General features: G+C 73.8%; 10 protein-coding genes. 3 read left to right on the forward strand and 7 right to left on the reverse strand.

Annotated elements, in window-relative coordinates; translation table 11 throughout:
• The 6 genes from A5764_RS29790 to A5764_RS01830 form a co-directional block, all read right to left on the reverse strand.
• The coding region (locus A5764_RS29790; RefSeq protein WP_197501169.1) for a PE family protein at positions 1–4,844 on the reverse strand (4,844 nt) is incomplete at its 3' end.
• A gap of 119 nt (positions 4,845–4,963) precedes the next feature.
• Positions 4,964–5,773 (reverse strand): sulfotransferase, encoded by an 810-nt coding sequence (locus tag A5764_RS01810; RefSeq protein ID WP_067107645.1) that lies wholly within the window; start codon positions 5,771–5,773, stop codon positions 4,964–4,966.
• Positions 5,774–5,883: 110 nt separating this feature from the next.
• Positions 5,884–6,465 (reverse strand): TetR/AcrR family transcriptional regulator, encoded by a 582-nt coding sequence (locus A5764_RS01815; protein WP_067107648.1) that lies wholly within the window; start codon positions 6,463–6,465, stop codon positions 5,884–5,886.
• Positions 6,465–7,706, reverse strand: a complete 1,242-nt coding sequence (locus tag A5764_RS01820) for a cytochrome P450 (RefSeq protein ID WP_067107650.1) — start codon at positions 7,704–7,706, stop codon at positions 6,465–6,467. Before A5764_RS01820 ends, A5764_RS01815 begins: the two co-directional genes overlap by 1 nt.
• Before the next feature lie 79 nt (positions 7,707–7,785).
• Positions 7,786–9,105, reverse strand: coding sequence for an FAD-binding oxidoreductase (locus A5764_RS01825; RefSeq protein WP_067107666.1), 1,320 nt, complete (start codon positions 9,103–9,105; stop codon positions 7,786–7,788).
• Between the two features lie 51 nt (positions 9,106–9,156).
• Entirely contained in the window at positions 9,157–10,398 is a 1,242-nt protein-coding gene (locus A5764_RS01830; protein ID WP_067107653.1) for an MFS transporter, read from the reverse strand.
• A 61-nt stretch (positions 10,399–10,459) separates the two neighbouring features.
• Here A5764_RS01830 and A5764_RS01835 point away from each other — a divergent pair, with 61 nt between their 5' ends.
• The 3 genes from A5764_RS01835 (at position 10,460) to A5764_RS01845 (ending at position 13,595) form a co-directional block, all read left to right on the forward strand.
• Positions 10,460–11,299, forward strand: a complete 840-nt coding sequence (locus A5764_RS01835) for a uracil-DNA glycosylase (protein WP_067107656.1) — start codon at positions 10,460–10,462, stop codon at positions 11,297–11,299.
• Complete coding sequence (locus tag A5764_RS01840) at positions 11,296–12,423, forward strand: FAD-binding protein (protein ID WP_067107660.1); 1,128 nt, start codon at positions 11,296–11,298, stop codon at positions 12,421–12,423. Before A5764_RS01835 ends, A5764_RS01840 begins: the two co-directional genes overlap by 4 nt.
• 140 nt (positions 12,424–12,563) lie before the next feature.
• Positions 12,564–13,595: an LLM class flavin-dependent oxidoreductase gene (locus tag A5764_RS01845; RefSeq protein WP_067107669.1), complete on the forward strand. Its 1,032-nt coding sequence runs from the start codon at positions 12,564–12,566 to the stop codon at positions 13,593–13,595.
• A 196-nt stretch (positions 13,596–13,791) separates the two neighbouring features.
• Here A5764_RS01845 and A5764_RS29635 read toward each other — a convergent pair.
• On the reverse strand, positions 13,792–17,911 hold a 4,120-nt coding region (locus A5764_RS29635), incomplete at its 5' end, for a hypothetical protein (RefSeq protein WP_067107663.1).

Genomic DNA, 17,911 nt, shown 5'->3' on the forward strand with positions numbered 1-17,911 from the left:
CCCCCGGTGGGGGCCCGCGGGCCGCCCCCCCGGGCCCCGCGGGCGCCGCGGGGCCCCCCCCAACGGGGGCCCCCGCCGCGGGCGCGGGCGCCGCCGCCGGTGGCGGTGCCGGTCACGGTGGCGGTGTCGGTAGCCAACACCTCGGCTTTACCGGCGGTGCCGTAGAAGCTGCTGATGGCGTTGCTGCCGCCATTCCCGCCGTAGGCTCCGGTGCCGCTGTTGCCGCCGTGGCCACCGGTGGCGGTGCCACTCGCGTTGGGCGCATCGCCCTGAGTGGTGCTGTGGGCGATGATGTTCGCCCCGCCGCCGGCGCCGCCCAGGTGGCCGTCGTAGCCGGCGCCGCCGCTCCCGCCGGTGGCGGTTCCCGAGGCGTAGCCGCCGGCGTTGCCCTCGATCTCGGCCCACCCGCCGGCGCCCCCGGCACCGCCACCGCTGCCGGCCCCGCCGACCCCACCGGTCGCGTAGCCGCCGGTGACGGTCGCGCCCCCGGCCGCCTGGACGGTCGCGAAGCCTCCGGTGTTGCCAAGGCTGCCGGCGTCGGTGCCGCTGCCGCCGGCACCGCCGATGGCCGTGCCGGTAGTGACGGAGCTCCCGGTATCCGAGGCCGCAACGCTGGTGAAGCCGCCGACGCCGCCGGTGCCGCCGCCACTGCCGGCCCCGCCGACGCCGCCGGTGGCGGTGCTGTCAGTGATGCCGCCGTCGAGGGCTTGGATGAGGGCCTGGCCGCCGGTGCCACCGGTGCCGCCGCCACTGCCGGCCCCGCCGTCCCCGCCGACGGCCGTACTGTCACTGACGGTGCCACCGAACTGAGCTTGGAAGATGGCGTTGCCGCCAGCGCCGCCGGTGCCACCGGTGCTGCCTGCCCCCCCGGCCCCGCCGGTGGCGGTGCCGTCAGTCATGCTGGCGCCGCCGTTGAAGTCTTCGGCGGTGCCGACGCCTCCGACGCCGCCGTGGCTGCCGAGGCCGGTGCCGGCCCCACCGGCGCCGCCCGTAGCGGTGAAGTTGCCGATGGAGCTGTAATTGCCGGCCTCAACGATGCTCTTGCTGCCGTCACCGCCGTAGCCGCCGGTGGTGCCCGCACCGCCGGCGCCGCCGGTGGCGGAGCTCGCACCGACGGTGCTGTGGTTTATGGCTTCGACAGCGCCGTAGCCGCCTACGCCGCCTACGCCGCCGTCGCTACCGGCCCCGCCGGCGCCGCCGATAGCGGTGCCGCCGACGGCGGAGTAGCCGATGGACTCAACAAGCGCCTTTGCGCCGGCGCCGCCCGTGCCGCCATTGGTGCCTGCACCGCCGACCCCGGCGGTGGCGTAGCCGTCAGTAACGGAGCTGCCAGTGGTTGCGGACACCTTGGCGTAGCCCGCGTCGCCGCCGGTCCCGCCGCTGCCGTTGCCGCCGGCGGCGCCGGTGGCGGTGCCGGTAGTGATGGAGCTGCCTGCGCCGTCGGCGGAGACGATGGCGTGGCCTCCGCCGCCGCCCTGGCCGGCGGCGCCGATGCCGTAGCCGCCGGCGCCGCCGATGGCCGAGCCGGTCGTGACGGTACCGCCGTTGGTTGCGGTGACGGTGGCGTAGTTTCCGGCGCCGCCGATGCCGCCGCCGCTGCCGGCCGCGCCGGCGCCGCCGGTGGCGACGCCGTGACTGATGGTGCCCCCGTCAACGGGGGGGTTGCCAAGGGGCAGCCCGGCGTCGAGATTGGCGTAGCCCCCGGCGCCTCCCACGCTGCCGGCGCCGCTGCCGGCACCGCCGACCCCGCCGACCGCGCTGCTATCGGTGACGGCGGCGATGTTGCCGGGGGTGGTGCCGAAGGCTTGGGCGCCGGCGTAGCCTCCGGCGCCGCCTGTGCCGCCGCCGCTGCCGGCGCCGCCGGTACCGCCGGTGGCGTCGACGTTATTGACGGTGCCGTAGTTGATGCCTCGCACGCGGACGTAGCCTCCGTCGCCGCCGTGGCTTCCGGCACCGGTGCCGTAACCGCCGCCGCCGCCATGAGCGGTGGTGTTGCCGACGTAGCTCGCCACGCCGTAGCCATAAGCTTTGGCCAGTCCGCCGCCACCGCCTGCGCCGCCGTTGGCGCCCGCACCGCCGGCGCCGCCGGTCGCGGAGACGTCAGCCATGGTGCCCTCGTCCCCGCCGACCAGGCCGAGGCCGCCGGCGCCGCCATGGCTGCCGGCGCCACTGCCGGCGCCCCCGGCGCCGCCGGTGGCGGTGCCTGAGACGGCCCCGTATTGGAAGTGGCCAAGTTGGGCAGCTCCGCCGTAGCCGCCGATGCCGCCGGCGGTGCCGTTCCCGCCGGCGCCGCCGGTGGCGGTGCCGGTAACGGTGGAGGTGTTACCGCCGTACAACCCGACATTGGCAGTGGAGTCGATGGCGGCGCCGCCACCGCCGCCGCCCTGGCTGCCGGCGCCGCTGCCGTAGCCGCCGGCGCCGCCGGTGGCCGTGCCCGTCGTGGTGTTGGTGGCGCCGCCGCCAGCGTTGGCGGAAACGCGCGCGTCTCCGCCGGCGCCGCCGATGCCGCCGCCGGTTCCAGCACCGCCGGCGCCGGAAACGGCGTAGCCGTCGGTGATGGAGGCGCCCGCGCCGGACGCGTGGATCCTGCTGTAGCCTCCCTCGCCGCCCTGACCGGCGGCGCCGCTGCCGGCGCCCCCATCGCCTCCGGTCGCGGTGGAGCCGTCGATGGAGCCGGTATTGGAGGCGTCGACGGCGGCGTGCCCGCCGGCACCGCCGATGCCGCTGTTGGCGCCGGCCGCGCCAACGCCGCCGAGGGCGGTGCCGTGGGTGATGGTGCTGCCGCTGTTGGCGGCGACGGTGGCGTAGCCTCCGGCGCCGCCGAGCCCGCCGGTGGTGCTGCCTTGCCCGCCTTCCCCGCCGGTGGCGGTGCTGCCGGTGACCGAGCTCCTTACGTAGGAGCTGTTTGCGCCGTTGGCGGAGATCGTGGCCTGGCCTCCGTAGCCGCCGACGCCGCCGGGGCCGCCGTCGCCGCCGACGCCTCCGGTGGCCGTGCTGCTGGCGACGGTGCCGCCGTAATAGCCGCTGGTGGCGAACGCCTTGACCTGGGCCCCGCCGCCGTCACCGCCGAATCCGCCTCCGTTGCTGGCCCCGGCCGCGCCGCCGATGGCGGTGCTGTCGGTGACGGTGCCGCCCGTCTTGGCGGCGTCGACATAGGCGTAGCCTCCGGCGCCGCCGTGGCCGCCGGCGGTGCCGGCCCCGCCCATCCCGCCGGTGGCGCTGCCGTTGATGACTGTGCCGGTGTTGTTGGCATAAACCTGCGCGTCTCCGCCGGCGCCGCCGATGCCGTTGTTGGTGCCGGCTCCGCCGACCCCGCCGGAGGCGGTGCTGTCGCTGATCGTGGAGGCGAATTGGTTGGCGTCGATGCTGGCCGAGCCCCCGGCGCCGCCGAAGCCGTTGTTGGTGCCGGCGCCGCCGGCGCCGCCGGTCGCGGTGCCATCCGTGAGGTGGCTATAGGCCCCGGAGAACAAGGTGGCGTCACCGCCGCGCCCACCGGTGGCGCCGTTGGTGCCGCCGGCTCCGCCGTGCCCGCCGACTGCGGTGCCGCTGACTGAGCTGGGTGTTGGGTTGATCGGGGTCGTGCCGATGAAGCGTTCACCGTTGGCGAAGAGGGAAGCGTCGCCGCCGGCGCCGCCGTCCCCGGCAGTGCCACCGGTGCCGCCGGCCACGCCGCCCTTGCCGCCGGTACCGCGGGTGCCGCCCGCCGCGCCGGCGGCCGCGAGCCCGCCCTGCCCGCCGGTGCCGCCGCCGCCGCCGTTGCCGGCATCACCCGTCGCACCAGCGGTCCCGAAGATTCCGCCGGAGCCACCCGCCCCGGCCAGGCCGCCGGCGCCGCCGACGCCGCCGTGCCCGCCGGTGCCGGCGGCTGACAAGGCCGTGCCCTGTGCGCCCTGCGCGCCGACCCCGCCGAGGCCGCCGGCCCCGCCGACGCCGCCGACGCCGCCGGTGCCGCCAAGCCCTGCTGCGCTGCCGCCGATGCCACCCTGGCCACCTTGGCCGCCCTGACCGCCGGCGATGCCGGGCGCGGCCAGCGCGTCGGTCGCCGCGTCATAGCCGGCACCGCCCTGGCCGCCGGCGCCACCGGTACCGGCGGCTCCGCCCAACAGCTGATGGCTGGCGCCGCCGGCCCCGCCCTGACCGCCCATCCCGGCGGCCGCGGTGGCCGTGGCCGCGGAGCCTAGTCCGCCGGCACCGCCCGACCCGCCGCCGCCGTAGACGATCCCGCCGGCACCACCGGCGCCGCCGCTACCGCCGGTCGCGCCGCTGCCGGCGAAGGAGGTCCCGCCCGCCCCGCCGTTGCCGCCATGGCCCAACAGGACGGCCGACCCGCCGGCCCCGCCGGCCCCGCCGGTGGGATTGGCCGCGGTACCGGGCGTGCCGGAGCCACCGTTGCCGCCGTTGCCGATCAACCACCCGCCGGGCCCGCCGGGCTGCCCGGTCCCCGCCGGGCCATTGGTGCCGTCGCCGATCAGCGGGCGCCCGGTGAACTGCTGCACGGGCCCGTTGACCGCACTTTCCGCCCCCTGCGCCGCGGCCGCGATCGGATGCAGCGGCGAGGCGTTGGCGGCCTCGGCGGCCGCATACGCGAACCCGCCCGAACTCAGCGCCTGCACGAACTCGTCGTGAAACGTCGCCACCTGCGCGCTGAGCGCCTGATACCGCTGGCCATAGCCGCCGAACAGCGCCGAGATCGCCGCCGACACCTCGTCGGACGCCGCGACCACCACCGACGTCGTCGAGCCCGCCGCGGCCGCGTTGGCGGCCTGCAGCGTCGACCCGATCCCGGTCAGCTGCTGGGAGGCGGACGCCAGGACATCCGGCGAGGCGAAAACGAATGACGACATGGCGGCTCCAGTCACCTAGGGCACATCGAAGGCTGATTGTCAGGCCCGTGAGCGCCGGTTGGATCCGGGAGGGACTACTGCAATTTCCGGGTGGGTTGTGGGTGACTACTGCAATTGCGTCATACGACGCGCAGCCCGGCCGGAATCCGCTGCGGGTCGCGCCAGAACGCGTCGTGAAGGAAGCGGTTGAACAGATCCGGTGGCAGCAGCGTGTCGCGGGGCTCGGCCTTCACGGTGCCCCGCACCGTGTGCAGGCCGGGTGTGCCGGCCCGTTCGTCGAATTCGGTGACGTCGTAGTCGACGTGGCCGAAGTCGTGGTCGAAAGCCTGCTCGCCGAGAAACCCGTAGATGGCGTCCATGGTCTTGGCCGGGTCGGTGGTCAGGGTTTCGTACTGCATCAGCATCAGGCGGTCCCGTTGGGCGCCGTAGGCTGCTTGCTTCAGGGCATCGTAGGGGCCGCCGACCATGCCTTCGGGCGCCACCACCTGTTTGGCGCGGGTGTAGACGGTGCCGCCGGCGCTGTAGTTGAAAATTGACGACGGGCTGAAGACGTTGCGTTGAATCAACCGCTCGATGCTGTCGACCACCCACGGCAGATCACGCACGCAGGCAATCACTTTCGCGTCCGGGAACAGCCGCGACACCGCGGGCATCCAGCCACACCAGAAGCGGTTGGTGTCAAAGATCACCTCGGCGGTGCAGTCGGAATAGAAGTCGTCGAACAACCCGCGCAGGATGCGTTCGCGCTTGGCGTCGTCGATAAACACCGAAAACTCGTTGCGTGCGCTCATTTCGCCGAGCAGGGCACCGAACAGCCCGGCCAGCGGACCCGACATCCCGGCCTGGAACCGCGGATTTTGCCGCAGCAACGCGGCCAGCAGAGTCGAACCGGAACGCGGCAGGCCCGAGATGAAGTGGATGGTTACCATGGCACGCTCCCGATCTACCGCCGCGGCATGAAGTTGCCCGCGGACATCCGGCTCTGTGATGGCGGCATAGTAACCGACCGCAGACCGGCGCGAGCGCCATCGGCCAAGAACTAGCCGCGGGCAGAAACCGGCGTCACGATCGGCACGACGAACTCCTCGATCATCGCCCGCTCGTCGGCTTCGTCCCGGCCGGGGTACAGCAGCAGCGACGTGATCACCCGCACCACCCAGCGTGCCCGGCGCTCGACGACGGCGGGGTCTTCGGCGCCAAGCGAGTTGACGAAGGCGGCGGCCAGCGCGGTGATCACGTCGGACTGCCCGGCAAGCTCGCCGCCGATCGGCGGGCGGCTCACAGTGAACCACGCTGAGAGCGCGGGGCTTTCGCGAACCATCCGCAGCGCGGCGATGACGCTCGCGACCAGCCGTTCGCGCGGGTCCGCGATGCCCCCGATCCGCTCGGCGATCGCGCGGCCGAGCCGGTGGGTCTCGCGGTGCACGTAGGCGGTGCGCAGCGCGTCCCGGTTCTCGAAGTAGCGGTACAGCGTCGCACGGGAACAGCCTGCGGCCCTGGCGATGTCGTTCATGCCGATCGATGCCTGGTCGCGCTCGGTGTAGAGCCGCTCGGCCGCGTCGAGTATCCGATCCGCGGCCACTTCGCCGCGCTGCGCGCCCAGCCAGTCGTTGCCCGGCATCAGGCGTTCACCCGGATCGGTACCGACAGCGGCCGGCGCACGTAGCTGCCGCCCGACCAGACAATCTCGGCCTCGTCGACCTCGAAATCCGGGCAGCGGGTGAGCAATTCGGTCAGCGCAACCCGCGATTGCATGCGGGCCGCGGCCGCGCCCAGGCAGTGGTGCGCGCCGTGGCTGAAGGTCAGGATATTGCGTGGGCACCGGGTCACGTCGAATTCGCCTGCGTCCAGCCCGTATTGGCGTTCGTCCCGGTTGGCCGACCCATACAGCAGCAACACCTTGCGGCCGGCCGGGACGGTCGTGTCGCAGATCGTCACGTCGCGGGTGGTCGTGCGGGCGAGCCCCTGCACCGGCGACGTCAGTCGCAGCAGCTCCTCGATCGCGTCGGGTATCAACCCCTGATCGTCGACCAAAAGCCGCCGCTGGTCAGGGCGTTCGTGCAGCAGCGGCATTGAGCCACCGAGCATCCCGGTGACGGTGTCGTTGCCGCCGGTGACCATCGTGAAGGTGAACGCCAGCACCGACAGCGTCCCGGCCAGGTCGCCGTCAGCGCCCACTCCCGCGGCCACCAGATGCGAGATGGTGTCGTCTTCGGGCTCGGTGCGGCGCCGCTCGATCAGCCCGGCGAAGTAGGCCATCATCGACCCGATCGCGTCGCCGGCGGTCTGCATCGCGCCGGCAACCCCGCCGTCCGCGGTGTTGGCCGCGACGATCGCCTGGGTCCAGCCGTCGAACTGCGCCCGGTCCTCCTCGGGCACCCCGAGATAGTGCGCCACCACCATCGACGGCAGCGGCTTGAACAGCTCGGTGACGATGTCGCCGCCGCCGTCGGCGCGCAGCCGCTCGAGGCGCTCGACGACGAACTCGCGCACCTTGGGCTCGACGGCCTCGACCTGTCGCGGGGTGAATCCGCGCGACACCAGCTTGCGAAACTCGGTGTGCACCGGGGGATCCTGCATCACGAACGGCGGATTGTCTTGCAGTCCAATCATATCCAGTTCGCCATAGTTAACGGTCAGCCCCTGCGCGGAGGAGAACGTCTCGTGATCGCGGGCCGCCGACCACACGTCGGCGTGCCGGGACAGCACGTAGTAGTCGCGGTCGGGTCTGCCTTCGGGGGCGACGTGGTGCACCGGGTCGTGGTCGCGCAGCGCGCGGTACATCGGCCACGGATTGGGCCAGGTGTCGGCGGTGGCGAGCTGGAACCCGACCGGCACATTGTGAGACACAACCGCAGTCATGTCTCATTCGTACGACAACGATCGCGACCTGTCAACCGTGAAGCGGCCGGCCGCGCACTCGGCGCCAAACGCCAAAGAACTAGATCGCCGCGCCCGGGTTCAGGATCCCGAGCGGGTCCAACGCCCGCTTGATGCGCTGGGTCAACTCCATCACCTCGGGCCCCAGATAGCCGTCCAGCCAGGGCCGCTTGAGCCGGCCGACGCCATGCTCACCGGTGATCGTGCCGCCCAGGCCGACGGCAAGGTCCATGATCTCGCCGAACGCCAGATGCGCGCGCTCGGTCATAGCGGCGTCGGCGGCGTCGTAGACGATCAGCGGGTGGGTGTTGCCGTCGCCGGCGTGCGCGATCACCGAGATCATCAAGTCGCGTTCCGAGGCGATGCGCTCGATGCCGGTGACCAGCTCGCCCAGCCTGGGCAGCGGCACCCCGACGTCTTCCAGCAGCAGCGACCCCTTGGCTTCCACGGCCGGAATGCAGAACCGCCGGGCGGCGACGAAGGCCTCGCCCTCGTCGGGATCGTCGGTCGAAAAGACCTCCGTCGCACCGCTTTCCGAGAATACCTCCGCGATCACCGCAGCGTCCTGGCTGCCGGCCCGCCCGCGTTCGTCCGAGCCCGCCACCAGCATCGCGGCCGCCCCGCGGTCGAGGTCCATGCGCAAGTTGTCCTCGACGGCGTTGATCGCCACCGAATCCATGAACTCCAACATCGAAGGCCGCAGCCGCGCAACGACTCCCAGCACCGCGTCGACGGCCGCGGAGACCGACCCAAACGACGCCACCACCACGCTCGACGAGTTCTGCGCGGGCAGCAGCCGCAGCGTCACCTCCGTGATGACGCCCAGCGTGCCCTCGCTGCCGACGAAAAGCTTTGTCAGCGAAAGCCCCGCCACATCCTTCAAACGCGGACCGCCCAGCCGCACCGCGGTGCCGTCGGCCAGCACCACCTGCACGCCCAGCACGTAGTCGGTGGTGACGCCGTACTTCACGCAGCACAGTCCGCCGGCGTTGGTGGCGATGTTGCCGCCGATGCTGCAGATCTCGAACGACGACGGGTCGGGCGGATACCACAGACCGTGCTCGGCGACGGCCTTCTTGACCTCGGCGTTGAACAGGCCCGGCTGACACACCGCGGTGCGGGTGATCGGGTCGACGGAAATGTCGCGCATCTTTTCCGTCGACAACACGACGCCGTTGTCCAGGGCGGTCGCGCCCCCGGACAGGCCGCTGCCGGCGCCGCGGGTCACCACCGGCACCCCGTGCGCGGAGGCCCACCGCAGCACGGTCTGCACCTCCTCGGTGCGCCGCGGCCGGACCACGGCCAGCGGCTTGCCGGCCGACGGGTCGAAGGCGCGGTCCTGCCGGTAGCCCTCGGTGATGGTGGGGTCGGTGACCACCATGCCGTCGGGCAGGCCGGCGATCAGCTCGGCCAACACATCCACACCCCGATCCTAAGGCCCGGAATCGGCAACGAACTCCGGCGCGCGGTCCAGCTCGCGCAGCGACGGCAGGCCGCAGGCGATCAGGCCGACCACCAGGATCGGCACCGCCAACGCCAGGAAGGTGACCTTCAGCCCGGCGGCGTCGGTCAGCGGACCGGCCACCAGCAAGCCCAAGGGACCCGCGGCGTAGGTCAGGCCCGTCATCACCCCGACCACGCGACCGCGCAGGCGGTGCGGCGCCCGGGTCTGCATCACGAAGTTGTAGATCGGCTGGATCGGCCCGTAGACCAGCCCGATCACCCCGCACAGCACCAGGATCACCGGCAACGGCGGCAGGAACGCGATGCCGACCGACGCCGCACCGAAGGTGAGGATCCCCGTCAGCAGGGCCGGTCGTCGCCGGGTGAGTTTGGACAGCGCCGCATACCCGAGCGCGCCCGCCACGCCGCCGAACGCGAGCGCCATCAGCGCCCAACCCAGTTGGGCGGGTTGGTGATGGTCGGAGAAGTACTTCGGGAACAGCACGCTTTCCATCGGTAGGTACAGCGCCGTGACGACCAGGTCGAGCAGCCCGAGCGTGCGAAGCACCCGGAGGCTCCAGACGAATCGCAGGCCTTCGGCGATCCCGGACACCCACCCGTCGGGTCGGGTCGCGGCCAGTGGCTTGCCGGCGCCCTCGAGGCGCAGCGCCGCGACCGTGAGGATGGACAGCCCGAAACACCCCGCGGTGATCCACATCGTGTTGACGCCGCCGACGGTGGCGATCATCAGCCCGCCGATGCCCGGACCCACGATGAATCCCAGGTTGAGGATCGCCTCGTAGACGCTGTTGGTGCGGTCCAGCGACCAGCCCGCGCGGGCGGCGGCCTCGGGCAGCATCGACTGGCGCGCCGTCGTCCCGGCCGGGTCGAAGGCGGCCGAGAAGACGGCCAACACGGCGAGCAAGCCGACGCTGAGGGCATCCGCACCGAACCGCCCGGCGATCAGCGGGACGGCGGCCACCGCCGCGCCGGACAGCGAATCGGCGATCAGCGAAACCCGGCGGCGCCCGAAGAAGTCGACCGCGGCGCCGGCGACCAGGGTGGAGAGCACCAGCGGCACCGTCATCGCGGCGGCCACCACCGATGCGTCGCGCGCGCTGTCGTGGTGCTGCAACGCCAGCCACGGGAACGCGACTATCGAGATGCCGGTACCCGCCGTCGCCATCAGCGTCGCAATGAGGATCAGACACGCTGGGCCGCTGCTTTTCATGGGATATCGCGGCTGAATCTAACGCCAAAGCGGTGTGGCAAGCGACCGAATTTCTGCGCTCGTGCACGATGTTCACGTGCTCGCTCACCCAAACACCGGCCAGGCGTTCGGTTCTCCGGTTCCCCCCGGCACCGGATGGCCGGGTGATTCGGCGACGCCGCGGACCCCGGTGGCCGCAGATGCCGCGCAGGTCGCCGCGCTTGCGGGCCGGGCCGGATCGATCCCGGAACTCGACGCGGTGATCAGCGTGTGCCGGGCCTGCCCGCGGCTGGTCACCTGGCGCGAGGAGGTCGCGGTCCTCAAGCGCCGGGCCTTCGCCGACCAGCCGTATTGGGGCCGGCCGGTGCCGGGCTGGGGATCGGAGCGGCCATGGCTGTTGATCGTCGGGCTGGCGCCCGCCGCGCACGGCGCCAATCGGACCGGGCGGATGTTCACCGGCGACCGCTCCGGCGATCAGCTGTACGCGGCGCTGCACCGGGCCGGCCTGGTGAACCAGCCGACCGCCGTCGACGCCGCGGACGGGTTGGCCGCCAAGGCAATTCGGATCGCCGCTCCGGTGCGCTGCGCGCCCCCGGCCAACGCGCCGACCCCCGGGGAGCGGGACACCTGCTGGCCCTGGCTGCAGGCCGAATGGCGGCTGGTGTCCGAGCATGTCCGGGTGATCGTGGCCCTGGGCGGCTTCGCGTGGCAGATCGCGCTGCGGATGGCGGGCTGGTCCCCGTCAGCTTTGAAGGTGCCCAGGCCGCGGTTCGGCCACGGCGTCGTCGCGGAGCTGGGGTCTGGGGTGCGTTTGCTGGGCTGCTACCACCCCAGCCAGCAGAATATGTTCACCGGTAGGTTGACTCCGGTAATGCTCGACGACATCTTCGCCGAAGCTAAGAGGCTGGCAGGGATCAAGTGACTGACGTGTTGGTGTCCGGCGCCAGCGTGGCCGGTATAACGGCGGCGTATTGGCTTGCGCACCACGGCTATTCGGTCACCGTGGTGGAGCGCCATCCCGGGCTGCGGCCGGGCGGCCAGGCCATCGATGTGCGGGGTCCCGCGCTGACGGTGCTGGAACGCATGATGCTGCGCGCGGCCGCCGACCACCGCAGGACGCGAATTCGCGGCGCCTCCGTCGTCGACCGCGACGGCAACGAACTGTCCCACGACACCGAGGCCGCGCTCTCTGGGCCCCCTGGGGGCCCTATCGCCAGCCCGGATATCGAGCTGCTGCGCGACGACCTGGTCGAATTGCTCTACGACTCAACGAAACTCGTCGCGGAGTTCGTATTCGACGACAGCATCACCGCGCTGCAGGACGACGGCACCTCGGTCAAAGCGACGTTCGAGCGCGACGGCGAGCGCAGCTTCGACCTGGTGGTCGGCGCCGACGGGTTGCACTCCAACGTGCGCCGATTGGTCTTCGGCCCCGAGGCCCAATTCGCCGAGCGGCTGGGCACTTACGCGGCCATCTTCACCGTGCCGAACTTCCTGGACCTGGACCACTGGCAGACCTGGCATTACGGCGACTCGACCATGGCCGGCGTCTACAGCGCGCGCAACAACACCGAGGCCCGCGCCATGGTGGGGTTCATGGAGCCCGACCTGCGCATCGATTACCGCGACACCGAGGCGCAGTTCGCCGAGCTGGAACGGCGGATGGCCGACGACGGCTGGGTCCGGCCGCAACTGCTGCAGTACATGCGGAGTGCGCCGGACTTCTACTTCGACGAGATGTCGCAGGTCAAGATGGACCGCTGGTCGAAGGGCCGGGTGGCGCTCGTCGGCGACGCCGGGTATTGCTGCTCGCCGTTGTCGGGCCAGGGCACCAGCGTCGCGCTGCTGGGCGCCTACGTCCTTGCTGGTGAGCTCAAAGCCGCGGGCGACGACTACGAACTCGGCTTCGCCAACTACCACAAGGAGTTTCACGACTACGTCAAGCGCAACCAGTGGCTGGTGATCGACAACATCCCGGGGGGTGCGCCGATCCCGCAGGATGTGTTCGACCGCATCGTGGAGTCCCTTGCCCTCAAGGATTACTGACCGCCGGCACTACACCGCCTCGGCTTTGACTGTGAATCCTGGGCAAAAGATGGCCGAAATCCGCCCTGCGATCACACCGAAAGCCGTGAGTGCACACACCGGCCGGGAACGTTCGCGTGCCAAATGGCGTTGACGGCATCGTGCGACTTTCCGTCCTTGACCTTGTCCCGGTGCGCACCGACCAGACCACCGGCGACGCCCTCGCTGCCACCGTGCAGCTCGCGCAGACCGCCGACCGGCTGGGATTCACCCGCTACTGGGTCGCCGAGCACCACAACATGCCGTCGGTGGGCGCCACCAGCCCGCCGGTGCTGATCGCCTACCTGGCCGCGCAGACCACCCAGCTGCGGCTGGGGTCCGGCGGCGTCATGCTGCCCAACCACGCGCCGCTGGCGGTGGCCGAGCAGTTCGCGCTGCTGGAAGCGGCCGCCCCGGGCCGCATCGACCTGGGCATCGGCCGCGCGCCCGGCTCCGACCCGGTGACGTCGTATGCCCTGCGCGGCAGCCGCGGCGACGAAGACATCGAGCGCTTCCCCGAATACCTCGACGACGTGGCCGCACTGATGGGCGCGCGCGGCGTGGTGGTGCCGCTGCGGTCGGGGGACTACCGGCTCAAGGCCACCCCGGCGGCGGCGAGCGAGCCGCGGCTGTGGCTGCTGGGCTCGTCGATGTACTCCGCGCATCTGGCCGCGGCCAAGGGGCTGCCGTATGTCTTCGCGCATCACTTCTCCGGCCAGGGCACCGAAGAGGCGCTTGAGGTCTATCGCTCCCGGTTCAGGCCGGGCAAGCTCACGCCGGAGCCGGTGACCTTCCTCACCGTCAACGCCGCGGTGGCCGAAACCCGCGACGAGGCAACGGCTTTGATGCTGCCCAACCTGCAGATGATGGCCCGGCTGCGCACCGGGCAGCCGCTCGGACCGGTGCCGCTCGTCGAGGAGGCCGAAGTCGCGCAGCTGACCGAACAACAGCAACACATCGTGGAGAGCGGGCTGCGCCGCGCCGTTCTCGGTACGCCGGAAGAGGCCGCCGAGCAGGTGCGGGCGCTGGCCGAACGGTTCGACGTCGACGAGGTGATGGTCCACCCGGTCGCGTCGGCCCACCTCGGCACCGATCCCGCCACCGCGCCCTCGCGGGTCGCGACGCTGGAGCTGCTGGCCAAGGAGCTGTTCTAGGGCTCAGCCTGTCAGGACGCAGACGCGCCGGTGTTGCCAGCGGACCCCTGGGTGTTCGCGCCGCCGTCGCCGCCGCCGGCACCGACGACGCCCGCAACGCCGCCGGCGCCCCCGTCGTCGTTGTAGCCGCCGGAGCCGCCTGCGCCGCTACTGCAAATTGCGGCTCGCTGGCGGCCGCATCGGCCGCTGGCATCGGTTACGGAGTCGGAGTCCCGTCGGCGCCACCGTTGCCGGGCTGGCCGTCGACGCCGCCGGGTGCGGTGCCGGTGCCGGCATTGCCACCGGTGCCACCGAAGCCGCCGACGGTCCCGACGCCCAAGCCGTCGCCGCCGGTGCCGCCGCTGCCCCCGTTGCCGCCGTCGCCGCCATTGACTGCGCCGGCCCCGCCGGTCCCGCCGTCACCGGCGTTACCGCCGTTGCCGCCGATGCCCCCGATACCGCCGGTGCCGGCCGCGCCGCCGTTGCCGCCGTTGCCGCCGTTCGAGCCGGATCCGCCGGCGCCGTTGTTGTACGCGTGGGTCGGGTCGCCGCTGGCGCCGTTGCCGCCGTTGCCGCCGAGCCCGCCGGCGCCGCCGTTGCCGTTGGTGCCCGTGGCGTCGCCGGCGTTGCCGCCGGTCCCGCCGGCACCGCCCGGCGCGCCCGAGGCGTTGCCACCGCTGGAGCCGGTGCCGGCCACCACGTTGCCGCCGTTGCCGCCGTTACCGCCGTTGCCGGCGTTGCCGCCGTTGCCGCTCACACCGCCGGTGCCCGCGTTGCCGCCGTTACCGCCCAGGCCGCCGTACGAGCCGGATCCGCCGGTGCCACCCACACCGGTGTAGTCACCGCCATCACCGCCGTTGCCGCCTTGGCCGCCGGCGCCACCGTTGCCGTTGGCGCCGGTGCCGGTGGCGTTGCCGCCGTTGCCGCCGTCGCCGGCGTTGCCGCCGACACCGCCGGGGCCGGCAGTGAGGTCCGGGCCGCCGGGATCGGTGCCGCCGCCGCCGGCGTTGCCGCCGTTGCCGCCGGCGCCGGCGTTGCCTCCCGAGGCGTTGACACCGGTGCCGTTACCGCCGTTGCCGCCGGTGCCGCCGCCCCCGCCAAAGCCGCCCACGTTGAAGTCACCGGGGGCGGCGTTGCCGGCGTGGCCGCCGTCGCCACCCTTGCCGCCGGTGCCGCCGCCGGTCGCGCCGTCGCCGCCGTTGCCGCCGTTGCCGCCTCCGCCGGACACAAAGGCCTGGCCGTGGTCGCCCGTGCCGGCGTTGCCGTAGCCAGCGCCGGCGCCACCATTGCCGCCGTTACCGCCAGTTCCCGTGATGCCCACGCCGCCGTCGCCGCCATAGCCGCCGTACCCGCCGGGGCCCGCGGTGCCGCCGCCACCGCCTGTGCCGATCTGATCGCCGCCATCGCCGCCGGCACCGGCCGCGCCGCCGTTGCCGCCGTTTCCGCCGTTGGTGGCGCCGAGGCCGCCCCGACCGCCGTTGCCCCCGTGACCGCCCTGCCCGGCGGGCGCGAAGGTTCCGTATTGGCCGTCTCCGTTGTTGCCGCCATTGCCGCCCGCACCGCCGGAGCCGGCGTTGCCGCCTGCGCCGCTGGTCCCGGTGCCGCCGTTGCCGCCGACGCCGCCGTGGCCGGCGGTGCCGCCGAAGCCGCCACCCTGCGAGGCGCCGGTGGTGCCGCCGTCACCACCATTGCCAGCGTTGCCGCCGGCGCCACCGGCGGCGCCGATGGGCCCGCTGCCGCCGGCACCACCGGTGCCGCCCCAACCGCCGCTGCCGCCGTTGCCGCCGACGAAGCCGGGGTCGGCGTTGCCGCCTGCGCCAGCGTCGCCGCCGGCGCCCCCCTGCCTGCCGAGGCCGGCGGAGCCGCCGGTGCCGCCGGTGCCGGCATTGCCGCCCGAGCCGCCGCCGCCGCCGACGCCGCCATCGCCGCCATTGCCACCGTCGGTGGCGGTTCCGTAGACACCGCTGCCGCCCTTGCCGCCGTTGCCGGCCAGGCCGCCGTTGCCACCGTTGCCGTTGGTGCCGGTGGCACCGCCGCCATCGCCGCCGGTGCCGCCGTTGCCAGCTGAGCCGCCGAAACCGCCGCTGGCGCCACTCTGGGCCGCGGCGTCGGCGCCGGTGCCCCCGTTGCCTCCGGCGCCGCCGTTGCCGCCGCTGCCGCCGACACCGCCGGTGCCGGCCGCGCCGCCGTTGCCGCCCTGGCCGCCGTCATAGCCGGATCCGCCGGCGCCGCTGTTGGTCGCCAGGGTCGGGTCGCCGCTGCCGCCGCTACCGCCGCTACCGCCACTGCCGCCGTTGCCGCCGTTGCCGTTGGTGCCCGTGGCGCCCCCGGCGTTACCGCCGGTCCCGCCCGCACCGCCCCGCGCGCCCGAGGCATCGCCACCGCTGGAGCCGGTGCCGGCCACCACGTTGCCGCCGTTGCCGCCGTTACCGCCGTTACCGGCGTTGCCGCCATTGCCGCCCACACCGCCGGTGCCCGCGTTGCCGCCGTTACCGCCCAGGCCGCCGTACGAGCCGGATCCGCCGGTGCCACCCACACCGGTGTAGTCACCGCCATCACCGCCGTTGCCGCCTTGCCCGCCGGCCCCGCCGTTGCCGTTTGCGCCGGTGCCGGTGGCGTTGCCGCCGACGCCGCCGGTACCCCCGGCGCCGCCCCGGCCGCCACCGCCGGCCACAAGGTTGGGTCCGCCGCTGTCGTTGGTGCCGCTGGCGCCGTTGCCGCCGACGCCGCCGTGGCCGCCGGTGCCGCCGCTGGTCGCGCCGTCGCCGCCGTTGCCGCCGGCACCACCGTTGCCGGCTCCGGCGATCCCGGCTTGGAAGCCCGTGCCGTTGCTGCCCGAGGCGCCGCCGGCGGCACCGTTGCCGCCGTTGCCGCCGACTCCGGTGGTGCCCACGCCGCCGTCGCCGCCCGAGCCGCCGGTGCCGCCGGTGCCGCCGGTGCCGGCACGGCCGCCGACGCCGATCTGGTCACCGCCATTGCCTCCGCTACCGGCCTCGCCGCCGTCGCCACCATTACCGCCGTTGGTGGCGCCGAGACCGCCATTGCCGCCATTGCCCCCGTGACCGCCGTGGCCGCCGGTGTGGTAGTCGCCGTATTGGCCGTCGCCGTTGTTGCCGCCATTGCCACCCGCACCGCCGGAGCCGGCGTTGCCGCCCGCGCCGACGGTCCCCACGCCGCCGTCACCACCGGTGCCGCCCCTACCGCCGTCGCCGCCGAAGCCGCCACCCGCGCTGCCGCCACTGCCGCCGTCAGCGCCGTTGCCGCCCGTGCCACCGGCGCCACCATTGGCGCCGGTGGGTCCGCTGCCGCCGACGCCGCCGTCACCGCCGGCGCCGCCGTTGGCGGAGGCGAAGCCGGGGTCGGCGGTGCCACCCTCACCGCCGTTGCCGCCGGTACCGCCGGCAGCGCCGCGGCCCGCGGTGCCGCCGGGGCCGGCGCTGCCGGCGCTGCCGCCGTTACCTCCGTGCCCGCCGTCGCCACCCCAGCCGGCGTCGGCACCCAGGCCGGTTTGGTCGAAACCGTTGCCGCCGTCGCCGCCGTTACCGGCGAGGCCGCCATCGCCGCCGTTGCCATTGATGCCGCCGGTGCCGGCGTTGCCACCGTTGCCGCCGTTACCGCCGGCGCCCGCGTAGCCGCCGTAGGTGTGAATGCCAGATGGGTCGGTGCCGTTATCGCCGTTGGCGCCGTTCGCGCCGTTGCCGCCGTTGCCGCCGTTGCCGTTGATGGCGCCGGCGCCGCCGGCGTTGCCACCGGTGCCGCCATTGCCGCCGTTGCCGCCCCAGCCGGCAATCCAGCCGCCGGGGCTGTCGGTGCCGGTGCCGCCGCTGCCGCCGTTGCCGGCGTTGCCGCCGTTGCCGGCGCTACCCGCGTTGCCCACGCCGAGGCCGGCGGCCCCGCCGTTGCCGCCGTTGCCGCCGTTGCCGCCGGTGCCCGTGCCGTGGGAATCGTAGGTGTTGTAGCCGTTGGTCCCGCCGTTGCCGCCCAAGCCACCGGCCCCACCGGCCCCGCCGCCGCCGTTGGTCCCGCTCACGTCGGTGGCCGCACCGCCTTGCCCGCCGTTGCCGCCGCTGCCGCCGTTGCCGGCCGGGCCGGCCCAACCCTGCCGAGCGGTCGAGGAACCACCGGCGCCGGCCGCCCCACCAGCGCCGCCGGTGCCGCCGCCGCCGCCCGTGCCGCCCGTGCCGGCCGCCCCACCGTTGCCGGCATTGCCGCCGACGCCGCCGTCGCCGCCGATACCGCCGCCGCCCCCGTAGCCATCGGGGCGGGCGGGGGCCGCGCCCCCGGCGCCGCCGGCGCCGGCCGCCCCGCCGTTGCCGCCCGCGCCGCCGTCATAGCCG

It is taken from the genome of Mycobacterium sp. 852002-51057_SCH5723018, from assembly GCF_001667035.1.
GTDB lineage: Bacteria > Actinomycetota > Actinomycetes > Mycobacteriales > Mycobacteriaceae > Mycobacterium.

Bases quoted from the DNA above. Each gene is read 5' to 3' on its own strand.
- A5764_RS01810 (WP_067107645.1), bottom strand. From the start codon at position 5,773: ATGGTAACCATCCACTTCATCTCGGGCCTGCCGCGTTCCGGTTCGACT.
- A5764_RS01815 (WP_067107648.1), bottom strand. From the start codon at position 6,465: ATGCCGGGCAACGACTGGCTGGGCGCGCAGCGCGGCGAAGTGGCCGCG.
- A5764_RS01820 (WP_067107650.1), bottom strand. From the start codon at position 7,706: ATGACTGCGGTTGTGTCTCACAATGTGCCGGTCGGGTTCCAGCTCGCC.
- A5764_RS01825 (WP_067107666.1), bottom strand. From the start codon at position 9,105: ATGGTGGTCACCGACCCCACCATCACCGAGGGCTACCGGCAGGACCGC.
- A5764_RS01830 (WP_067107653.1), bottom strand. From the start codon at position 10,398: ATGAAAAGCAGCGGCCCAGCGTGTCTGATCCTCATTGCGACGCTGATG.